The organism is Desulfobacter postgatei 2ac9 (assembly GCF_000233695.2).
GTDB lineage: Bacteria > Desulfobacterota > Desulfobacteria > Desulfobacterales > Desulfobacteraceae > Desulfobacter > Desulfobacter postgatei.
The window spans coordinates 384,800-406,519 of record NZ_CM001488.1; the positions used below are offsets into that span (position 1 = coordinate 384,800).

The 21,720-nt window shown below is 50.1% G+C and carries 15 protein-coding genes and 1 pseudogene; 12 read left to right on the forward strand and 4 right to left on the reverse strand.

Translation table 11 applies throughout. From position 1 onward, the window contains the following. Positions 1 to 3: 3 nt before the first annotated feature. The 8 genes and pseudogenes from DESPODRAFT_RS01870 to DESPODRAFT_RS01900 all read left to right on the forward strand — a co-directional run bounded on the left by DESPODRAFT_RS01870 (position 4) and on the right by DESPODRAFT_RS01900 (position 11,325). A complete protein-coding gene (locus tag DESPODRAFT_RS01870; protein WP_004070923.1) occupies positions 4 to 1,176 on the forward strand; it encodes a restriction endonuclease subunit S in 1,173 nt (390 codons plus the stop codon). A gap of 106 nt (positions 1,177 to 1,282) precedes the next feature. After that, complete coding sequence (locus DESPODRAFT_RS01875) at positions 1,283 to 2,293, forward strand: AAA family ATPase (RefSeq protein ID WP_004070925.1); 1,011 nt, start codon at positions 1,283 to 1,285, stop codon at positions 2,291 to 2,293. Beyond that, positions 2,293 to 4,725, forward strand: a complete 2,433-nt coding sequence (locus DESPODRAFT_RS01880; protein ID WP_004070926.1) for a S8 family peptidase — start codon at positions 2,293 to 2,295, stop codon at positions 4,723 to 4,725. The genes DESPODRAFT_RS01875 and DESPODRAFT_RS01880 overlap by 1 nt, the downstream gene beginning before the upstream one ends. A gap of 12 nt (positions 4,726 to 4,737) precedes the next feature. After that, on the forward strand, positions 4,738 to 5,040 hold the full coding sequence (locus DESPODRAFT_RS01885) for a type I restriction endonuclease (RefSeq protein WP_004070929.1): 303 nt from the start codon (positions 4,738 to 4,740) through the stop codon (positions 5,038 to 5,040). Next, positions 5,037 to 6,029 carry a virulence RhuM family protein/type II toxin-antitoxin system death-on-curing family toxin gene (locus tag DESPODRAFT_RS01890; RefSeq protein WP_004070931.1) on the forward strand — a complete coding sequence of 331 codons (993 nt, stop codon included), beginning with the start codon at positions 5,037 to 5,039 and terminating at the stop codon, positions 6,027 to 6,029. Before DESPODRAFT_RS01885 ends, DESPODRAFT_RS01890 begins: the two co-directional genes overlap by 4 nt. A 16-nt stretch (positions 6,030 to 6,045) precedes the next feature. Continuing rightward, positions 6,046 to 7,839, forward strand: coding sequence for a type I restriction endonuclease subunit R (locus tag DESPODRAFT_RS01895; protein WP_371905020.1), 1,794 nt, complete (start codon positions 6,046 to 6,048; stop codon positions 7,837 to 7,839). Positions 7,840 to 8,526: 687 nt separating this feature from the next. Then, positions 8,527 to 8,694, forward strand: a pseudogene (locus tag DESPODRAFT_RS22020) (DUF8729 domain-containing protein); the annotation flags it as partial. Positions 8,695 to 8,703: 9 nt separating this feature from the next. After that, on the forward strand, positions 8,704 to 11,325 hold the full coding sequence (locus DESPODRAFT_RS01900; protein ID WP_172635713.1) for a S8 family serine peptidase: 2,622 nt from the start codon (positions 8,704 to 8,706) through the stop codon (positions 11,323 to 11,325). Positions 11,326 to 11,429: 104 nt separating this feature from the next. Here the strand turns inward: DESPODRAFT_RS01900 and DESPODRAFT_RS01905 are convergent, their stop codons facing one another. The 4 genes from DESPODRAFT_RS01905 to DESPODRAFT_RS01920 all read right to left on the reverse strand — a co-directional run bounded on the left by DESPODRAFT_RS01905 (position 11,430) and on the right by DESPODRAFT_RS01920 (position 17,327). Next, on the reverse strand, positions 11,430 to 13,274 hold the full coding sequence (locus DESPODRAFT_RS01905) for a hypothetical protein (protein ID WP_004070936.1): 1,845 nt from the start codon (positions 13,272 to 13,274) through the stop codon (positions 11,430 to 11,432). Positions 13,275 to 13,512: 238 nt separating this feature from the next. Next, a complete protein-coding gene (locus tag DESPODRAFT_RS01910) occupies positions 13,513 to 15,594 on the reverse strand; it encodes an HD domain-containing phosphohydrolase (protein WP_004070938.1) in 2,082 nt (693 codons plus the stop codon). Positions 15,595 to 15,609: 15 nt separating this feature from the next. After that, a complete protein-coding gene (locus tag DESPODRAFT_RS01915) occupies positions 15,610 to 16,020 on the reverse strand; it encodes a type II secretion system protein GspG (protein ID WP_443112188.1) in 411 nt (136 codons plus the stop codon). Positions 16,021 to 16,274: 254 nt separating this feature from the next. Beyond that, complete coding sequence (locus tag DESPODRAFT_RS01920) at positions 16,275 to 17,327, reverse strand: radical SAM protein (RefSeq protein ID WP_245531989.1); 1,053 nt, start codon at positions 17,325 to 17,327, stop codon at positions 16,275 to 16,277. A gap of 220 nt (positions 17,328 to 17,547) precedes the next feature. Here DESPODRAFT_RS01920 and DESPODRAFT_RS01925 point away from each other — a divergent pair, with 220 nt between their 5' ends. Genes DESPODRAFT_RS01925 through DESPODRAFT_RS01940 form a run of 4 tightly spaced genes read left to right on the forward strand, consistent with a single transcriptional unit; the run spans position 17,548 to position 21,720 of the window. Then, entirely contained in the window at positions 17,548 to 19,089 is a 1,542-nt protein-coding gene (locus DESPODRAFT_RS01925; protein ID WP_004070946.1) for a leucyl aminopeptidase, read from the forward strand. Positions 19,090 to 19,103: 14 nt separating this feature from the next. Beyond that, on the forward strand, positions 19,104 to 20,135 hold the full coding sequence (mutY, locus tag DESPODRAFT_RS01930; RefSeq protein ID WP_004070948.1) for an A/G-specific adenine glycosylase: 1,032 nt from the start codon (positions 19,104 to 19,106) through the stop codon (positions 20,133 to 20,135). 14 nt (positions 20,136 to 20,149) lie between these two features. Next, positions 20,150 to 20,293, forward strand: coding sequence for a hypothetical protein (locus DESPODRAFT_RS20840; protein ID WP_245531990.1), 144 nt, complete (start codon positions 20,150 to 20,152; stop codon positions 20,291 to 20,293). Beyond that, positions 20,290 to 21,720 carry an ATP-binding protein gene (locus tag DESPODRAFT_RS01940; RefSeq protein ID WP_004070949.1) on the forward strand — a complete coding sequence of 477 codons (1,431 nt, stop codon included), beginning with the start codon at positions 20,290 to 20,292 and terminating at the stop codon, positions 21,718 to 21,720. Before DESPODRAFT_RS20840 ends, DESPODRAFT_RS01940 begins: the two co-directional genes overlap by 4 nt.

The following is a 21,720-nucleotide window of genomic DNA, read 5'->3' on the forward strand; positions in this document are numbered from 1 at the left end:
TTGATGGGTGAGTGGAAAGCATACATTCTTGAAGATATAATCGAAAAGTTCATTGATTATAGAGGGAAGACACCAAAGAAAACAGAAGAGGGTATTCCATTGGTGACCGCCAAAATAGTCAAAAGCGGGAAAATAATTGAGCCGAATGAATTTATTGCGTTAGGTGATTATGAGTCCTGGATGACAAGAGGATTACCTGAAATTAATGATGTAGTTATTACTACCGAAGCCCCTCTCGGCGAAGTTGCGCTTATCAAAGATAAAAATGTTGCTTTAGCTCAGAGAGTAATAACCCTCAGAGGGAAGCCAAATTTTGTATTTAATCCATTTTTAAAATACTATTTTCAAAGTCCAGTCGGACACTATGAACTTGATTCAAGAGCATCAGGAACTACTGTTTTTGGAATTAAAGCCGCTGTCCTGAGGAAGGTTCCAGTTTCTCTCCCCCCCCTCCCCGAACAAAAAGCCATTGCCTCGGTCCTTTCCAGTCTTGACGACAAAATAGACCTGCTTCACCGCCAGAACAAAACCCTCGAAGCCATGGCCGAAACCCTTTTTCGGCAGTGGTTTGTGGAGGAGGCGGAGGAGGATTGGGAGAATGGCAGCCTTCTTGAACTTGTTGATCTGATTGGTGGAGGAACTCCGAAAACCTCAATACTCGAATACTGGGATGGAAACATACCATGGCTGTCGGGTGGTGATATCGCAGCAAATCACAAATCTTTTGTCCAGGACACCCCAAAACATATTACAGAGCATGGATTGAAAAATAGCGCGGCAAAAATATTACCTAAACATGCAACTGTAATCTCAGCAAGAGGAACCGTTGGGAAATATTGTATGCTTGCCCAACCGATGGCTTTTAGTCAATCAAATTATGGAATATTGCCGAAGAACTCAGAAAACTATTATTTTATTTATTTACTCATAAATCATGTCGTTGAGGAATTACAGTCATCGGCGTATGGCAGTGTATTTGACACAATTACAACAACCACATTTAAAGAACACAAGGTGCTATTGCCACCAAGGGATGAGATTATTCAATTTGACAATTCTGTTTCAGGATATTTTGAGAAGATGTTGTTGAATAAAATACAAATCCGCACCCTCGAAAAACTCCGAGACACCCTGCTCCCCAAACTGATGAGCGGCGAGGTACGGGTGGCGATATGAAAACTGAGATGATATAGAAAATGGAAAGGCTGAGAAAGATAATCGAGCAATACGGCAGGTGGTTGGAACCGCCGATTGTGCAATATACTCTCTATGGGAGACAGCGATGACCACCTCCGATCTAATAAAAAAAATATTTTTGTCCTTTCACGAAAAAGACAATGACGCCTTTTACAATGCGGCTCGGGAATATATCGAGTACGAAAAAAGAAAAAAACATACCATCGTTGCCAGGGAACTGGAAAAGGCTCTTTACATCTCAAACAGTTCATCGGGAAGCAACAAGCGGTTTAAAAACGCTCTGCCGATACCTCGCGATACGGAAAAAGGCTTCCCCCTGCTTGAAATCCAGCATTTTGACATCAGCATGGACAGCCTGCTGATCTGCCAGGAAACAAAGCATCAATTGGAACAGGCACTCAGGGAGTTTAAAGATGCGGACGTACTCGCAACCTATAATCTCCAAAACAAAAAAAAGATCCTTCTGTGTGGCAGGCCCGGCACGGGAAAAACATTTTCCGCCAGGATCGTCAGCTCCGTCCTGCAAATTCCCTTGGTGTATGTCCGATTTGACTCCATCATTTCATCGTATCTTGGTGAGACAGCCTCCAATCTCCGGAAAGTGTTTGATTTTATAGAAAACGGTACATGGATAGTTCTTTTCGATGAGTTCGATATCATCGGCAAAAACAGGGACGACAGCCATGAACATGGAGAGATCAAAAGGGTCGTCAACAATTTTCTCCAGATGCTGGACAACATCAAGGGCGACAGTCTTATCCTGGCGGCAACCAATCATCAGTATATGCTCGACCCGGCGATCTGGCGGCGTTTTGACGATGTGATTTATTATGAACTCCCCGATGAACATATCAGAAAAGCATTGTTCGATCTCTACATGAGGCCGATCAAAAAAGACCCAGGCATCGATTTGCCCAAGGCGGTTCATCTGACCCAAGGATTTTCTCCGGCTGACATCAAAATGATAACCGAAGAAGCCATGAAGCTCTCAATTCTTGATTCCAGGCCCTGTCTTTCCCAAAACGACATCGAAACCGCTATTTATAAATTCAGCCGCCGGGAAAAGGTCAGGAATAATCAAATGGGAGATCGGTAATGGAAAGACATGACCACCTGAGACTGCCAATCTACCATGGCAATGTTGAACGTCAGAAAAGAGGTGGCGGCGGCGGTTACAGTCTCCCCGAAGGGAGGCGGAAAGCGGCGTTTTCTCGAACAGCCAGGCGAAAAGCGGAAACAATATCCCAATCATTTGCCACATTGAAAAGAAAATTCGCCGGCAGGATCACCCCGTCTTTAATTTATGAAATCGAAATCAATCAGAGTGTTTCGCCGGATGCCTTTGAGAATACGCTTTCATCAATGGGAATTCATGTCCTATCAGTTGCGGAAAACAGAAAAGGCTTCTGGGTGGTTTTCAGTGATGACGAGAACCTGAGCGGGTTCAAAAACAAACTTGCGAAATATGGCAGCGAAACAGGCCCCAAATATGATTTTTTCAATGCAATTGATTCCTTTCAGGACATTCCCAGGGAGAAAAAAATCGGCAAGAGATTAAAAGATGCGCCGTTGGGGGAAACACCCGAGTTTATCGATATCGAATTATGGAGGATGACCGATCCCCGGAAAAACGAAAGGTTCATCCATGAGCTGAAGGATGCCTATCCCAACCGGAGTCAATTCCGCATCACCGATACCCTTATATCCAAAACTTTTGTTCTGGTTAGGGCAAGGCTCACGGCACAGATCTTTGATGAGATTATCGAACTCAAAGAGATCAGCCGGGCCGACCGCCCTTGCCTGCCTCAGTTCAATCCATTTGAATATACCCGGCCGGATGTTTCCACAATAGAAGTCAATGAACCGGATGATGCCGCACACGGTATTCTGATTGTTGATTCCGGCATTATTTCAAACCACCCGATGCTGGAGAAATGTGTCGGCGGCGAAGAAAATTTTCAGGCCGGGGAGGCGGAAATACAAGATACCGTGGGCCACGGAACTGCTGTTGCAGGCTGCGCGGCCTATGGGGACATTGAAAAATGCCTGGACGCGAAAAATTTCACACCGGCCAACTGGATTTTTTCCGCCAAAGTATTGTATGCGGAAAGAAATGTGTTTACCGGTGAAATATGTTCTGTTTATGATCCTGAAAAACTTGTTGAGCATCAGTTGAAAGATGCGGTTGAGAGTTTTCTTGCCAACCCCGAATATCACATCAGGGCAGTCAACATCTCATTGGGCAACGCAAATGAAGTTTGGCATAAACACTATTATCGACAGCTCCCACTTGCCGCGCTTATTGATGAACTGGCGTTTGATTTTCCGGATGTCGTTTTTGTGGTATCCGCCGGCAATCAGGACCCTACCGGGTTCTATGGCTCTATTGCGGACATTCAATCAAATTACCCGGTTTATCTGACCCAAAATCCGAATTTCCGCATCATTAATCCGGCCACGGCATCGCTCGCTTTGACAATAGGCTCCATTGCCGGTGAGGTGCGTATTGAACGGGAGCGATATGGCGCTGAACAGATAAAAACCCCTATTGCGGATGAGTGCCAGCCGTCGCCTTTTACAAGGTCGGGGTTCGGCATTAACGGCATGATAAAGCCAGAGCTTGTTGAATATGGCGGCAATCTTATTTTGTTCGACAACTATGGAAGAATCACTCAGGATAGAGGAGGCAAAATCCCCCTTCTCAATAATCGGGCAACAGAGGATATTATTCAATACGATTGCGGCACCAGTTTTGCCGCGCCCAAGGTTGCCTATCTCGCCGGAAAAATCGCTAATTACTTCCCGCAACGATCAGGCAACTTCATCAAAAACATGTTGCTCATGGGCGCGGAGTATCCAGTTGCGCCAAACAAGGAATTTTATCAGACCGATAAAGCAAAATACGCCGAAAAAGCACATCTAATGGTTTGCGGGTATGGTCTAAGCGACTTTGAACGTGCAGTCAACTCATTCAACAACAGGGCAATCCTCTGGGATGAGGGGCAAATAGGCTTAAACCAGATGAATGTCTACGCTCTTAATCTTCCCGATATTTTCTTTGCGGAACCCGGCAAAAAGAAAATAATCATTACCCTCACTTTTAATCCTGAAACGAGGTTGACAAGAGGGGACAGCTACCTCGGAAACCGGATGGAGTTTCATGTCTTCCATTCGATCAACCCACAGTCACTGATCGAAAAATATGGCGTCATTAAGGAACAGACTGAACAGACGGGAGTGCCTGAAGGCTTGAAGAAGTTTGAAATTGATTTCTTTCCCGGCCCCAATTCAAGAAAGGCAGGTTGTCATCAAAAGGCGTGGAAAGTGTACAAGCGGGACCCAAAAAGCAGGCCATCCAGCCCTATTTCACTTGTTCTCTTGAACTTCAACAAATGGATCACCGATGAAAACAGAATACAGGATTATTGCATATCCGTAGCTTTTGAACACGAGAAAGAAATATCGCTATACACTGAAATAAGGACGAGTATCCAAACACGAGTTCGGGTCGAGGCATTGTCGAGGTAGGCGCAAATATATATGAACAAAATAACCGAATCCGCAATTGAAAAATTCACCATCGAACTGCTGGAGAAATCCGGGAACCACTATATTTACGGCCCAACCATTGCGCCTGACGGTGAAACCCCGGAGCGGGAATCCTTTGAAGATGTGCTGCTGATTGAGAGACTGCGCAAAGCGATTGGCAGAATCAATCCGACCGTGCCGCAGGACTGCCGGGAAGACGCCGTAAAACTGATTCAGCGACTCATTTCCCCGGAACTAATTGCGAACAATGAGGCCTTCAAACTGATGAGCGGCGAGGTACGGGTGGCGATATGAATGATCAGGAAAACCCCATCACCCTCTACCAAACCCCGGACGGCAAGATCAGCCTGGATGTGCGTCTGGAAACGGACACGGTCTGGCTGACCCAGGCTCAGATGGTCGAGCTTTTCGGCAGGGATCAATCCGTGGTTTCACGCCATATCCGAAACGCACTGAATGAAGGCGAGGTGAACGAAGAAAGCAATATGCAAAAATTGCATATTGCAAATTCCGACCGCCCTGTCGCCTTTTATGATCTTGACGTGATCATATCGGTGGGCTACCGGATCAAATCCCCGCAAGGTGTCAGGTTCAGGCGCTGGGCCACCCAGGTGCTGCGCCGGTATCTGCTCCAGGGCTATACCCTCAATGAAGCCCGATTCTCAGAAAACGCCGCCGAGCTGGAACAGGCCCTGGCACTGATCCGCAAGGCTGCCCGATCCACGGCCGTCACCGCCGCGTCGGGCAGCGGGCTGGTGGAGATCATCAGCCGCTACACCCAAACCTTTTTGTGGCTGCAACGATACGACGAAGGGCTTCTGACCGATCCGGAAGGCCAACCGGGCGGAACCCTGCCCACGGAGAAAGAGGCCAGGGACTCACTGACAGCGCTCAAGCAAACCCTCATCGGACGCGGGGAAGCCACCCATCTGTTCGCCCTGGACCGAGACAATGGATTAAAGGCGATTCTCGGCAATCTGGACCAAACCGTGTTCGGAGAACCCGCTTATCCCACCCTGGAAAGTAAGGCGGCCCATCTTCTTTATTTTATGGTCAAGGATCACCCGTTTGCCGACGGCAACAAACGGAGCGCCGCTCTTTTGTTCGTAGATTTCATGGCCCGGAACGGACGCCTGTTCAACCGCAAAGAAGAGCCCGTGATCAACGATTCCGGCCTTGTCGCCCTGACCCTGCTGGTGGCGGAGTCCGACCCCAAACAAAAGGAAACCATGATCCGGTTGATCATGAATATTCTCGCCCCTGAACACAAGGGCGGTCTATGAGCAAAATCACCTGTTTATTAACGGCCTGCCGCTGATGGTCATTGAACTGAAGAATCCGGTTGATGAAAACGCCACGGTCAAATCGGCCTTCAGGCAGCTTCAGACTTACAAACAGTCCATTGCCGGATTGTTTACCTTTAACGCATTCATGGTTGCTTCCGACGGTTTGGAAGCCAAAGCAGGTTCCATCTCCGCCGGATTCACCCGATTCATGGCCTGGAAAACTGCAGACGGCAAGGTGGAGGCCTCACCGCTGATCGGCCAGTTGGAAACGCTGATCAAGGGAATGCTGGAGATGAAAACCCTGCTGGACCTGATCCGCCATTTCATCGTGTTTGAGAAATCGAAAAAGGAAGACAGGGACACGGGGATCATCACCATTCAAACGATAAAAAAACTCGCCGCCTATCACCAGTATTATGCCGTTAACCGGGCAGTGGAATCCACGCTGCGGGCATCCGGTTTCGGGGCAAATCCTAAAGACGTATCAGAGGTGTTTGAGGTAAGGGAATCCCCGGAAAGTTATGGCCTTCCCGGAGTGGGCGCTCAGCCGGTGGGGGACAGGAAAGGCGGGGTGGTGTGGCACACCCAGGGAAGCGGCAAGTCCTTGTCCATGGTTTTTTATACCGGCAAGATCGTTCTGGCCATGGATAATCCGACGGTGGTGGTCATTACCGACCGCAACGATCTGGATGACCAGCTTTTTGAGACCTTTGCCGCCTCAAAACAACTGCTGCGCCAGGAGCCGGTCCAGGCGGAAGAGAGAGGCCACTTAAAGGATCTCCTCAAGGTCTCGTCAGGCGGTGTGGTCTTTACCACCATTCAAAAGTTTCAACCCCAAGCGGGCAATGTATATGAAACCTTGTCGGAACGGGAAAACATCATCGTCATTGCCGATGAGGCCCACCGGACCCAGTACGGCTTCAAGGCCAAGCTCATTGATGACAAGGATGAAAACGGCCAAGTGGTCGGCAAAAGAATAGTCTACGGCTTTGCCAAGTATCTGCGGGACGCATTGCCTAAAGCCACCTATCTTGGATTTACCGGCACACCCATTGAGAGTACCGACGTCAACACCCCGGCGGTGTTCGGCAATTACGTCGATGTGTACGATATTGCCCAGGCAGTGGAAGATGGGGCAACGGTCAGAATCTTCTATGAAAGCAGGCTGGCCAAAATCATCTTGAGCGAAGAGGGCAAAAAGCTGGTTGCCGAACTGGACGAGGAATTGAACCAGGAGGATCTCACCGAAACCCAGAAGGCCAAGGCAAAATGGACCCAGCTTGAAGCGCTGGTGGGCAGCGACAACCGGGTAAAACAGGTAGCCCGGGATATTGTCGATCATTTTGAAACGCGGCAGGAGGTGTTCCCCGAAGGCAAGGCCATGGTTGTTGCCATGTCCCGCCGCATTGCAGCGGATTTATATAAAGAAATCATCAAAATCAGGCCCGGGTGGCATAGCGGTGATCTGAAACAGGGAAAGATCAAGGTGGTCATGACCTCGGCCTCTTCCGACGGCCCTGAAATAGCCAAACATCATACCACCAAGGATCAGCGGCGGGTGCTGGCGGACCGGATGAAGGACCCGGAGGACGGGCTCAGGCTGGTGATTGTCCGCGACATGTGGCTGACCGGCTTTGATGTGCCCAGCATGCACACGCTGTATATCGACAAGCCCATGAAAGGCCATAACCTGATGCAGGCCATCGCCAGGGTGAACCGGGTCTACAAGGACAAACCCGGGGGCCTTGTTGTTGACTATCTGGGTATTACGAGTTGCTCCGCCCCTGTGCTCCGCTTCGGTCTCTGATCCTTGTGGTGCAGACTCGTCCCGGTATGTGCGCCTTATACCCGATTCCTGTTCGTCATCCCGTACCTTCGCCGTACCTTGCCTCAGCAAGGCTGCTTCCTTTCGAAGCACACCGTCGCCCGTACCCCGTTGCACTACCGCTACGCCCTTCGCCTCCATCAGGCTGGGTCTAAGACTTGCCAAATGTTTGGAAATCCATTACATTTGACTCACTTTTAAGAACACCGCACACCGAATGAACCCAACGTTTTGGATATAGACCAAATTGCAGTGCCGGAGAGCAAATATAGCACTTGTAGTTTAATCTGCAGTTAGGAAAGATCGGTATTATTGAGACCGATATCAAAAGGCTTTTACAAGGCCATAAACGATCACTATCATTTACCTGTTAGAATCGAGAGGTCCATCATGGAACGTACATTAAAAGTTTTTTGCTCCGGATCGGAACAGGATAAACTTTCCGATCAAATTCCTGTCATCGAGCGCTATACTGGTTTTTTACTGACTCGGCTGCCCCAGGAGCTGGTGGACTCGCTGGCCAGCCGTTATCCTGTGGAGGACATCACGGACCAATACGTGCTTCCCGTGGGTCGGCGGGATATCGATACTGAGCTGCCGCGTCTGGATTCGGGGGGGCGGATGCGGGCTCATCCTGCTTATAAGGGAGAGGGAAAGCTATCGCCGGGAATGCATCACTATTTGGTCCAGTTTATAGGCCCCATCAAACAGGAATGGCTGCAGGGCGTTGAGGCCGCAGGCGGCAAGCTACAGGTGCCACACGCCTCGTTCAGCTATGTCGTGCGTGCGGACGATGCATGTATTTCACGCATTGCCGCCCTTCCGTACGTGCGCTGGTCAGGACATTTGAGCCACAAGGATCGGGTCGCCCCATCCGTTTTGTCCGGGGTCAAGCGGAAAAAGGATGAGGTGCAGGGTGAGTTGCCCCGGACCCGGGTGTTGCCGGGGATGTATTCGGTGACTTTTTTTGACAGCGAAACCCAGCAGCAGGCCGAGCCACAGGTGCAGGCTCTTGGTTTTGAGATGCTTCGGTCGGATCCGGATGCACGGATCATGATTTTGAGGGTTCCTGCTGGAAAAGGAGGGATAAAGCGGATTCGGGATCTGGCCGCGGTCCACGGTGTCCGTTCGATCCGGGAGCATAGTCTCAAGCGGACCAGCAACGATGTGGCCGGAAGGTTGATGCGAACGGCCATCGCTACCGGTGCAACCGGTTTGAACCTGGATGGATCAGGAGAAGTTGTGGCCGTGTGTGATACCGGGTTGGATACCGGTGACGCCAACTCGATACATCCGGATTTCAGCGGCCGAATACACGCGATGCTCAGTTACCCGATCAACCCCTATTATGCAACCTATATCAAAAATCCCGGGGCCGACGATGGCCCTGCCGATCTTGACAGCGGTCATGGCACACATGTTGCCGGTTCCGTACTCGGCGACGGCAGCGCCAGCCATGGTTTGAGCGGCACAGAGGGGCCCATCCGCGGCCTGGCCCATGGGGCAAGACTGGTATTCCAGGCTATTGAGCAGGAGATGAAATGGGAGGATTCCAGCTATTACGGTTCGATTGGTCGTTATCTGCTATCGGGTATCCCCGACAATATTTCCACCCTCTTTGCCGACGCTTACGCTCACAATGCGCGTATCCACTCGAATTCGTGGGGTGGGGGTGATCCCGGTGAGTACGACCCTCAAAGCGAACAGCTTGATCGTTTCGTGTGGGACCACAAGGACTTTTGTGTGCTGGTTGCCGCCGGAAATGACGGTACGGACCAGGATGGAGACGGAAAAATCAACCCCATGAGCGTTACCTCTCCCGCCACGGCCAAGAACTGCATCTGTGTGGGCGCGAGCGAAAACGAACGTTCCAACTTTAATGGCGAGCAATACGGTTTATGGTGGTCCGACGACTACCCGGTTGCGCCTTACCGTAACGCACCCATGGCGGACAACCCTGAACAGGTAGTGGCCTTCAGTAGCCGGGGGCCCACCGAGGATGGGCGAATTCGGCCCGATCTGGTGGCGCCCGGCACATTCGTGCTCTCCACCCGCTCCAGCAGGATTGCAGCAAACAACAATGCCTGGGCGGCTTTTCCCGGTTCCCGCAAGTATTTTTATATGGGGGGAACCAGCATGGCCACACCGCTGGCTGCCGGGGCCGCCACCCTGGTCAGGCAGTTCCTGCGACGTGACAAGGGTATTGCCAATCCTTCCGCCGCTCTAATCAAGGCGACGTTGATTGCCGGGAGTAAACGGCTTCCAGATATCGGCAAAGCGGGGGCTGTCTGTGATAACGCGCAGGGGTTTGGGCGTCTGGATCTGGATGGTGCACTGGCACCCCAGGCATCTTCGGCAATCGAATACATTGATGTGGCGCAGGGGCTGAGTACCGGTGAGATATGGTCACGCGAGATATTGATCCAGAGCGACGCCATCCCGCTACGGGTGGTTATGGCGTACAGCGATTATCCCGGCGAGCATCTGGTCAACAACCTGAACCTCATTTTGACGGCACCAGACGGTAAACGCCATGTCGGTAACGCATCAGTCGACGGAACCTTGACCATGGATGCCAATAACAATGTCGAAATGGTGCAGGTCTCCACGCCTTTGCCCGGTTCCTGGCGTATCGAGGTCGTGGCATCCAACGTACCCCAACCAAATCAGGCGTTCGCCCTGGTGATTGTCGGCGCTTTGGGTCAGCCTGATGAAAGCGGTTTGATTCGTGCCGAAAGTAAGCCAGGCCTGGCGATTCCCGACCAGGATCCGGCCGGTGTTTATGACGCCATCTCACTGACCCAGGCAGGCAGAATCGCAACTGTGGCGGTGGAAGTTGATATCCGGCATACCTATATCGGGGATCTCAAAGTCGATCTCATCTCACCTGCCGGTACCCAGATCACTCTACACAATCGTAATGGTGCCTCCAGACAAGACCTCCATGGCCGCTACGATGTACAGTCGACCGGCGCTCTGGCGGGTCTTATTGGCCAGTCGATTGCTGGGGAGTGGCGGCTGTCGGTCTCCGATCATGCGCGGATGGATGAAGGCACCCTGCGTAGTTGGACATTAGAGATCGCGCCCGAGGCGGATGACTGGGAGGAACTCAAGGCGGCACCCGGTCTACACATTCCCGATAATGATGCCCAGGGTATTTACCACACCTTGGAGATGGGTCGGGCGGGTACGGTCCGGGAACTTGAACTCCAGGTGGATATTACCCATACCTATATCGGTGATCTGCGAGTGGTGCTCTCGGCGCCTTCCGGGAAGACAGTCACAGTACACGAGCGGACCGGAGGCAATCGGGATAACTTGATCCGTACATTCGACACAGGCACGACCCCCGCTTTATCCCCTCTCATCGGCGAATCCGCCAAAGGAGAGTGGACCCTGTCCGTATCTGATCACGCGGGTCGTGACATAGGCAAGCTCAATGCGTGGGGGCTACGCATAAGGTTCTGACAACGGCTTTGATAAGGGCACCTTGAAAAAATTCAAGGTGCCCTTGTCCCGTATGCGGAGCAGAAATGCCGTTTTAATATAAGATCCCTGGCATCATGACATGCTCATTTCAAGTCTGAGTCGGGAATGGGCGCTTTTTTCTGATTTATGATCAAGCCGTCATCATTCCAGTCAAAGGCCTCGCCGTTTAAAATTATTTTCTTTTTGCTGAACCAGACAGTCAATCGTTTGTCGTCTTTTTTCTTTTCTATCTTCATAGCTTCAGGGATTCTCCCTTCAAACAGGGTATTGAGGTACTTCATCTCTTTTTCCGACGCTTCCTTGGAACTGACGATATCCGACTGAAACACCATCTCGATGGTGTAATCTTTTATATCCCTTTTATCCCTGTCCAGCTTTTCATGAATAAATGTTATTGATATGTCAACGGCCTGTTTTTTCTTTATAAGTTGTTTCACTGAAAATACATCTTTAAATGTTAACAGGGTCATTTCGGGGAAATTATCCAGTATTTCGGTATCCGAAGGGTTGATCTTTATTTCTCCAGACTCGTCCTCAAGTTTCAATGTCACCAGCGAAGTGCCGTTCACCCACCGTGTCGGCAAGAACACTAACAGGTTATTATCTTTGAAAATATTCAGAGGATTTAAAAATGACTTGCCTGTGGTCTGGAGCAGAACCCTGTCAAATTCAAGGCGTATCTTCTTTAAAATATCGCTGTTGCGGGTCTGACCGTAGAGCCAGAGTACATCGTAATTTTTAACCGTATCGTTATTAAGAATCACGTCGATGATGCGATTGAACACATCCTTTGGGGTGTTTAAAAGCAACGCAGGCCCAACGGTTCTAACCATGTCGGGCGTGTCGATGAAGGCTGTGTGCCCGTTGTCCAGATTACGTAAAATGAGCTTGCCTGCGGTATCGGAATCCCCCAGGCGACCGTACTGGAGGGCTGCAAAAAGCAGGTTTCCCCAGTCATTATCATCGGAATTGGACACAATCAGCGCCAGATCGCGTTTTATCGCATCAGAATTTGAATTTTTCATGAGCATTGTTTTGCACATGGCAACTGAAGCGGCGTACGGGTCTTTTCTCAGGATGCCCTGGTGTATCCGCTGGAATTGGAGGAAGCAGTGGAGAGCCTCTTTGGTGCGTCCGATTTCCTGGGCTGACTGGCCCCGGTAGTACCAGTATGGCGGAAATTTCTGAAAGCTGGTTTCAATCCGCTCTAATTTCCTGCAGCGTTTGGTAAGATCAGGCTCTTTTAAAATATTGGTATAGTTCCTCAGCTGTTTTTCATCCAGTCGCCATGTATCGGGCAAGTTGTATTTTCTCATGAGCGTCCAGGAGTATTTGAGCAATTTTTTGTAGAAATTGTTAAGTTCCTGCATGGTCTTTGATTCAATGGCCCACTTACCTTTCTCTTTTTCTTTAATGTATGTGTCCATTTGGGATCGGTAGTTAAAATAGAAGGAGCCTGTTGCGACAAAGGCCGCTAAAATCGTGTTGTAGGGATTGATGACAAGATCCGTATCAAAAACAAGTGATTTGACTCTGTTTTTAAGTTCGTGTTGAACATTTTTATCAAAATCTTTGAGAAGATATTCCCGGTCATAATCATTGATTTTTGAGGAGGTAAGCAGATCCATCAGTTCCTGGAGCAGCGTGATGAGGTCGGCATCAGGGATGTTGCTTAAATTCAGGTTATTGATGATCATATTGTATTCCTGATCCAGAATAACCTTGTCATTGTAAGTCATGATATGGGTTAAGGATACGGCTATCAGGTTCAAACATTCAAGCACCTGAAGCTGAATCGCTTCATCATGGGTCTTTGCCGCATTCTCCTCTGCGGCATATGTGACAACGCCTGATACATGGGAGAAAACCAGAATCAGGACTAATTGCAGATAAATAGTCAGTTGTTTTTTAATATTGCCTGTTTTCATTTTCGTATTCCATTGATTCCACTGTTCAATTTGCTTTCACCGCAGGCAAACGCCTTGCCGTGAAAGCTGTTAACATCTAACAATTACGGTAACTGTATAGAATATAAAGATATTTCCTGTCAAGAAGAGTCGTATGATTTAATAATTATACGCAAGATGGCAGGTCTTGAAATATACGGTTTTAAAAGAAAAGTGAGAATTCAAGCGCGGGTTCTCAGATTCTCAAGTTTTTGGATTATTAGGTCAATCCCAGATCTGAAATGACTGCCAGAAATAGATCCACCACTTTGGGGTCAAAATGGGTTCCGGAATTGTCTGTAATCATTTTTATCGATTTTTCCTTGAGCCAGCCGTTTCGATATGGCCGATCAGAGACGACTGCGTCATATACGTCGGCAACAGCCAGGATTCTGGCGCCGATACAGATATCTTCACCGGCAAGGCGCCGTGGATATCCGGTACCGTCGAATTTTTCATGGTGCTGGTGGACAATAGGAATTGCTTCAGCATATGCGTGGATTGGTTCCAGAATTTTTGCCCCTATGGATGGATGATCCTTGATGATATCGTACTCTTCGTCGGTAAGACGGCCGGGTTTATCCAAAATCGACAAAGGGATGCCTATTTTGCCAATATCGTGCAGGTAGGCTGCCCGGCGCAGGTTGTCCATTTCCTGCTGTTCCATATTCATGGCATCGGCGATCTTCATGGCAAGCGTTGTGACCCGTTCCGAGTGACCGGCCGTCCAGGCAGATTTTGCGTCCACAGTTCTTGCCAGGGCTTCCAGGGTCCCTACATTCAGCCGTTCCATTTCTTCCACCAGAAAAGAATTGGACAACGCCACGGTGATCTGATTGGTAATTTGACGGGCATGTTTGAGTTCGTTGTTCAAGAATGATTTTTCTTGTTCATATCCAAGTGTGATGATCCCTTTGAGCTTTTCGTCAATCATCATGGGGAGCACCACCAGGTACTCGTCAATGGCAACACCTGCCTTGGCGGCTATTCGCCTGACTAAACCCTGATCGGAAGCAATGTAATGCTCCTCTATTCTTGCCAGTTGTTCCAGATCGGTTTTGGACAGATCGAAAAATATTTCATCTGGTTTTCTCCTTTTCAAATCCGTCAGAATGAATCCGTGAAAGGTTTCCGGTTTTTTTTCAGCGGCCAGACAGAGGGTGACAGAATGACATTCAAAAAAAAGAAACATCCGTTTTAATGCTGTGTTGATGATCTGCGCGGTATTCAGTGAAGATAAAATCTCCCGATCAATTTTCGACCGCGTATTCAGATCTTCAAATTGCCGCTTGAGTTGTTCTGCCATGATATTAAACGATTGGGCGACCTCTTCAAATTCGTCATCGCTTGTTACCTCGACAGGGGTATTAAAGTCCTGCCGGGCCACTCGCTGGGTTCCTTTTTTTATTTCTTCAAGGGGGACCAGACTTTTGCGTATATGGACAATACTCAGCAGAAGAACGATCCATACCGTAAGCAGAATGATCAAGGGAAAAATAATTTTAAATTGGGCTAATGCGCTGAGTACTTCTTTCTTCGGGTTTCTTAAAAGTACGTTCAATACCGGTGCATCAAAGTTTGATTTTAAAAACATGGACCAGTAACTGACAAAATAATTTTCTCCTTGATCATTGTACTCTAATAGCCGGACTTGGTCATTTTCGGTATCCCTGGCCAGATGGCGGCGCAGCTCCTCGGTAAGGGGAAATGATGAAACCAGAACCTTCCGGTACTGATCCGTTATACATAGATCCGTCATGGGCGGCAGGAGATTTTGATGTCCGATTCCCCACAGATACAGCGTATCGATTTCTCCGACCAGGATACCTGTTTTGTCAGCTTTCATTATCATATACGCTTTGGCCGGAGCCGCTTTTTCCTTATCGTTGTTTTCAAAGATCAAGGCGGTATTATCCTGGGATACACTGGTGGCTTTTTTGAGAAACGCATCTGAAAAAGCTGGAAACTGGCCGAACAAGCGTTCAGTTTGCCCTGCACTGTCAATCACTCCCATGGCATTGAAGTGCGGAAGAAATTTTTTGGCAAAGGCATCTGAGTGGTCAGATTTTAACAGACTTAACTGCATATCTCTTTCCAGGTGCAGCAGTCGCTCATAAATGGCCATGCCATGGACTTTGGCCGCATCCTGTAGATCTCTTGCATTCTGTTTTTTAAGTTGGACGGACACCTGGATATAGGAAATCACAGACAGACACAGAATGGGAATGAGCGCACACATCACAAATAAAATAAAAATTCTTCTGCCCACTTTGCTTTGAAACAGGGATCGTCCGATTCGCATCTATTCTGCTCTCCATTAATAATTTGAAACCAGCCCGACAAACCCGCCGTCATTGGCCCTGACAATATCATCCCGGCTGGCTTTGGCTGTAAACGGGGCCACACTCTTTCCATCCGGCCCCATGCTGTACAGGTCATAATCTGAATTTACAGGCACCATGAAATGATCCTTTCGCAATTTTCCTTTCGGGGTCCCTTCCACGGGAATATATTGATATGCGTTACCCCAGGGGTCCGTCAAATTATCCATGCCGACTGCCGCAAGGTTAGAGGGAAATTTATCAAAGTCAAAGTAATAAACCAGTAGCGATTTTTCAATGGTTTTAATGTCTGAAATGGCAATGGTCACACGGACCTTGTGTTTAATATTAAGATACATTGGCGTGGCAATGGCGGCCAGTGTTCCGATAATGGCAACGACGATCATCAATTCAATGAGGGTAAACCCGCCTTTTTTGATAGAGCCGTTCACCAGGCCGGTTTGGCGTTTTAATTTGAAAAGAAAGCGTATGATAAATAGCATCGGCGTATTTTTATATGGGTGCATTCCCTGAGCGTTGAGAAGACGAACCCTTGTGAAAGAATCCGAAAAGTATATAATTGTTTGGGCGCGTTGGCAAGAAATAAAATTGACCTGAACAGAATCCTCCAGATGAGTCGTTTGAAATTTGACATCAAACATTACAGATGAAGCAGCCGGACAGGTTTGGGGTTAAAGGCAAGACCCAGTTCAATGCGGTCCAGGACCGTCTGTTTCTCATCCGGGAATTGATATCCTTCATACTCATGATGCAAGACCAGTTCGCCCGAGGCTGTTCGCCAGTAATTGCCCATGTGGTCAAAGCAAACCTTGGATGTTACATCCAGGTTCCGGACCATGCGGCGCAGTTCAAGCAATTGCTCCCGGGGATCAAGCAGGGTGATCTGCCCCTGGTTGACCTGGTCGGACATCGGTGTGCCGGGAGCCGGCCTGAAGGGCCGGGAGCGGATATAGTGGGGATTGACCTCACTGAGGACCCGGGCGGTATTTTCGGCGTGTTGCTCTGTCATCTCCTTGCCGCCAAGGCCGGGCATCCAGTATTCCGATACCTGAAAGCCGGCTTTCATGGCCTTTTTACCCCCTTCAATATGGCCTTGCGCCGTTACGCCTTTTTTGATTTGCTTGAGCAGGGCATCATCTCCGGTTTCAAGGCCCAGGTGGAGCCGGTTGAGACCTGCTGCGCGTATGGCTTTCAAATCCTCAATTGACCGCTGGGCCAGGGTCCGGGCCCTTGCATAGGTGGTGACTCTTTCAATGGAGGGAAAGGTTTGCTTAAGATAGATCAGTGCCGCAATCAGGTCCTGGGGCGGCATGATCAAGGAGTTGCCGTCCTGTACAAATGCGGTCTTTTCGCCCACCGCCATCCACTGGATCAGCATATCCGCACCCGGATGGTGGTTTAAGCCAGGGGCTTTGTCAAGCAATGCCAGAATAGCCTCCCGGGTGACCTGGCCGCCGTGCCCCAGGGCTTTTGATTCAGCCTGGAGATCGACAACAAGTTGTGCCATGGCATTGATGTCGGCTTTAATTTCCTCCAGGGGTCTGAGGTTAAATTTTTTTCCCTTATACATGGTACAGAAGGTGCAGTGGTTCCAGGGACAGTTGCGGGTAAAGCGGACCAGCAGGGAAGCGCTGCCCCCTTCACTGGGCGGGCGGTATATGCCGGTTTCAAACGGGTAGTCTTGGCTCATCATTACATCCTGTAATCTTGATTGTCGATTATTATAAAATGCTGATCATATTCCGGAAGTCAACCCATTGCAAAGAATTGGCGGGCAATCATTGATCCAACCTGCCTGCAGTTCAATATCAATTTTGAATGGCGCATGCGGAATATAATTTTTTTACCTGGCCCGGGTTTTATGGTAAATTTCAATGGATTTTGAATTTTTAAAAAAAACCGGAGATGTCCCCATGAAAAAAGACCGTATCACCACCACCACCAAAGCTGCTGAAACAATTAAAACCGATCTTCTGGTTTATTTTGCCGTGGAGGCAAAGGGCAAAATGCCTGCATGCGATGCCGCTGTAGAGCCCCAGGTTAAAAAGGCGTTTGAGTTGAAGGATTTTTCCGGCAAGGCTGCAGAACAGATATTGTTTTACCCGCCGCCCGGGTCAAACATCTCTGCCCTCCGGGTTCTGGTCTTAGGTACAGGCCCTGTGAATAAGGAAAAGGAGACAGGGGCTGCCCTGGACATGCTGCGGGAGGCCGGGGGAGAAGTTGCCAAGGTGTGTGCATCGGTGAAGGCTAAGGATGTGGCTGTCTGTCTGCCGACTTCAAAGCATCTCTCCCCGGCCATAAGTGATCCGGAACTCTCTGCGGGTGCCCTGGCCGAAGGCATTATCCTTGGAGATTACCGGTTTGAAAAATATAAGGAAAGCACCAAAAAGAAAACCGATTATCCCGGCCTTGGTGCCATAGAATTTGTATGCAAAGATGATCCTGATATCGTATGCCAGGGTATTGAAAAGGCAAAAAATTCAGCCTTTGCCGCCTGTACGGCACGGGATATGGCCAATGAGCCGGGCAATCACTGGACTTCTGCCGATTTTGCGGTATATGCCAAACAGCTTGCCGCACAGACCGGACTGGGTTACCGGTGTCTGGAAAAAAAGGAGATGGAACAGATGGGCATGGGGGGGATTCTTGCCGTCAACCAGGGGTCCTATGTACCGGCACGCATGGTGGTCCTTGAATATTTGCCGGAAAACAGAACGGAAACCATTCTCCTTGTGGGCAAGGGGTTGACCTTTGATTCCGGGGGCATCAGCATCAAGCCGTCTGAGGGTATGCAGGAGATGAAATACGATATGTGCGGCGGTGCGGCGGTGATGTGCGCCATGCAGGCCGTGGCCCTGGATAAGCCCGATGTGGGGGTTGTGGCCATCGTTCCTGCCACGGATAATATGCCCGGGTCCAGGGCCATTCACCCCGGAGACATTATCACCCACTACAACGGGGTAACCAGTGAGGTGATCAACACCGATGCCGAAGGCCGCCTTATCCTGGCCGACGCCCTGGCCTGGGGCATTGAAACTTTTGAGCCCACCTGTGTACTTGACGCAGCGACCCTGACGGGCGCGGTCATCATCGGCCTTGGCCATCATTATACCGGGCTTGTGTCCAACAATGACGCCCTGGTCAAAGCGGTTGAGGCGGCCGGGAATCTGGCCGGGGAACCTGTCTGGCGACTGCCCTTGAATAAAAATTATGAAAAACAGATTGAATCCAAGGTGGCGGACATTAAAAACACCGGGGGGAAACCGGCCGGCACCATAACTGCGGCCGCGTATCTGTCAAATTTTGTGGGCAAAACCCCCTGGGCGCATCTGGACATTGCAGGCACGGCATGGGATTTTACTAAAAAGGCGTATATTCCCAAAGGGCCTTCGGGAACCGCCACCAGAACATTTATTAACTTGGTGCGAAACTGGAAAACAGGCAAAGTAAAATAGTTCAAACCGCCTTAATGGCCTGGTATCGGGCCAATTGCCGGCAGCTTCCCTGGCGCGGGGATATCCCCGTGTACCGGGTATGGGTCTCCGAGGTGATGCTTCAGCAGACCCAGGTTAAAACCGTGATCCCCTATTATCACAAGTTCATGGCAACCTGGCCTGATCTTAAAGACCTTGCTGCCGCAGACCTTGAAACCGTGCTTAAGGCCTGGGAGGGCCTTGGGTATTATGCCAGAGCAAGAAACCTTCACAAGGCTGCCGGTATTGTGGTCCGTGATATGGGTGGCATTATTCCGGATGATTATAAGGGGTTTAAGAATCTTCCGGGTGTGGGGGATTATATTGCTTCGGCTGTGCTCTCCATTGCCGGGTCAAAGCCCCATGCCGTGGTGGACGGAAATGTCAAGCGGGTCCTGGCAAGGCTTTTGTGCGTTGACACGCCTGTAAATCACAGCGCTGCCCATAACGCATACAAGGCCATTGCCGCAAGTTTGTTGTATGAAAAAGATCCCGGCACATACAACCAGGCGATCATGGAGCTTGGCGCCCTGGTCTGTACCCCTAGACGTCCGGATTGCGACGCATGCCCCCTGGTCCGGGAATGTTGCGCCTGCGAACAGCAGGCAACAGCTCTTTTCCCCAGGCGCACGGAGAAAAAAAAGGTGCCCACGGTTCATATTGCCGCCGGCATTGTCAGGAAAAACGGAAAAGTCCTGATCACCCGAAGAAAACTGGACGGGCTTTTGGGCGGATTATGGGAATTTCCCGGCGGCAAGGTGGAACCCAAAGAGTCCCCTGAACAGGCGTGCATCCGTGAGATCCGGGAAGAAACCGGTGTTGAGACCGGAAATCTGCAATTTTTAACCCGGGTTTTTCATGCATACACCCATTTTAAAATAGAAATGGATGTATTCTTCTGCGATTATCTCTCGGGCCGGGTGACTCTCAATGGTCCCATTGACCATAAATGGGTCCGTGTAGACGAGCTTCACCGGTTTCCTTTCCCCCGGGCCAATCTTAAATTCATGGAATTGATCTGCGTTTGAGCGGGATTACCTGCGTGAAATATTCATCCGCATGCTGCTGCATCCGGGCTAAAGCGTTTGACAATCGACTCCTGCCTAAATATAAGAAAGACGAAGTCGACGGGTGGGTAAAAGCTGGCGGTGCGGCTGATCGCAATAAAAAGGATTCGGAAGAATGATTACGGACTACCATGCAATCTACTACGCGCATGAATTGAGCCGGGTCGGCGGCACCGGTGTCGACCGCCTTGGCCGTGCGCTATTTGATGCATGTGTAGACCTGAATCCTCACCAGGATGAATACGGTTGGGAGGATGGCGAAGGGCTCTCACCGACCCATCGCGAATTCCGCCAGGCGACCGGACTGGGCAAGACGCGCCTGATCTATGTCAAAGGAACCGACGATTCCAGGCGGCATCCGAAAATGAAGGCGCTGATCGGCGAGGCCAGTTCCGAACTGATCCGCCGCCGCGTCAACTCTCCCGAAGAATTGCTCTCCGCCGTCTATGCCAGTCTTGTCAAGCTTCTGGAAGAGCAGGAACTGATCCGCTTTACCCCCTTCGATGCCTCCTTCTGTCGCAACGCCACGCTGGAGGATCTGGATCTGGAAGGCATTTCTCGGTTTCTGTTGTTGGCCCGGCGTGGACGCAGCTTCCCCCTGCCCGAGGACACGCCGCCTGAGGATGTGCTGTCCCACCTGAATCTGCTCGACAAGGGGCGGCCTACTCATGCCGCCGTCCTGCTTTTTGGTAAAAAACCACAACGCTTTCTAATCACCTCCGAGGTCAGGTGCGCCCATTTTCACGGCTTCGAGGTGGAAAAGCCTATTCCCTCGTATCAGGTCTACAAGGGAACGCTCTTCGAACTTATTCAACAGGCCAAGGATTTTGTGCTCTCAAAAGTCGATCTCTGGACGGGTGACCGCTCCCAAGGCGTACAGGTGCCTACGGCTTACGAAATCCCGCAGGAGGTGGTGTCCGAGGCCATCGTCAACGCGATTTGCCACCGCGACTACACCAGCAACGCCAGCGTCCAGGTGATGCTGTTCAAGGACCGGCTGGAGATCTGGAATCCGGGTAGCATGCCGCCCGGCCTGACGCTGGAAAAGCTCAAACAGCCGCACCATTCCGTCCCGGCCAACCCGCTGATTGCCGAGCCGCTCTATCTGACCAAAAACATCGAACGCATGGGAACCGGCATCCGAGACATGATTCAGCGTTGCCGGCAAGCCGGGCTTCCGGAGCCGATCATCCATCTTGATGCGGGCGAGTGGGTGACAACTATCCGACGAAAACCTGGCGTCTTTCTAACATCGCCCCAGTCAGGGGCCCAGTCAGGGGCCCAGTCAGGGGCCCAGTCAGGGGCCCAGTCGATTGAAGTGTTGAAAATACTCGCTGTGGAGAATGAGATTTCAGCCAATATTTTAGCGGAAAAGCTTGGATTGCAGTCAAAAACGGGCGCATTCAAGCGCACCTTGCAGGATTTGCTGAAACAACAGCAAATTGAATATACGCTTCCGGACAAGCCCAGCAGCCGACTGCAGAAATACCGTCTTACCGCCAAAGGCAACGCCATTTTAAAGCAACTGAATCAGGAGAACCCATAA

Coding starts and splice junctions, on each gene's coding strand:
- DESPODRAFT_RS01885 (WP_004070929.1), top strand. CDS start 4,738: ATGAACAAAATAACCGAATCCGCAATTGAAAAATTCACCATCGAACTG.
- DESPODRAFT_RS01910 (WP_004070938.1), bottom strand. CDS start 15,594: ATGCGAATCGGACGATCCCTGTTTCAAAGCAAAGTGGGCAGAAGAATT.
- DESPODRAFT_RS01870 (WP_004070923.1), top strand. CDS start 4: ATGGGTGAGTGGAAAGCATACATTCTTGAAGATATAATCGAAAAGTTC.
- DESPODRAFT_RS01905 (WP_004070936.1), bottom strand. CDS start 13,274: ATGAAAACAGGCAATATTAAAAAACAACTGACTATTTATCTGCAATTA.
- DESPODRAFT_RS01875 (WP_004070925.1), top strand. CDS start 1,283: ATGACCACCTCCGATCTAATAAAAAAAATATTTTTGTCCTTTCACGAA.
- DESPODRAFT_RS01880 (WP_004070926.1), top strand. CDS start 2,293: ATGGAAAGACATGACCACCTGAGACTGCCAATCTACCATGGCAATGTT.
- DESPODRAFT_RS01915 (WP_443112188.1), bottom strand. CDS start 16,020: ATGATCGTCGTTGCCATTATCGGAACACTGGCCGCCATTGCCACGCCA.
- DESPODRAFT_RS01925 (WP_004070946.1), top strand. CDS start 17,548: ATGAAAAAAGACCGTATCACCACCACCACCAAAGCTGCTGAAACAATT.
- DESPODRAFT_RS01890 (WP_004070931.1), top strand. CDS start 5,037: ATGAATGATCAGGAAAACCCCATCACCCTCTACCAAACCCCGGACGGC.
- mutY (WP_004070948.1), top strand. CDS start 19,104: ATGGCCTGGTATCGGGCCAATTGCCGGCAGCTTCCCTGGCGCGGGGAT.
- DESPODRAFT_RS01920 (WP_245531989.1), bottom strand. CDS start 17,327: ATGATGAGCCAAGACTACCCGTTTGAAACCGGCATATACCGCCCGCCC.
- DESPODRAFT_RS01940 (WP_004070949.1), top strand. CDS start 20,290: ATGATTACGGACTACCATGCAATCTACTACGCGCATGAATTGAGCCGG.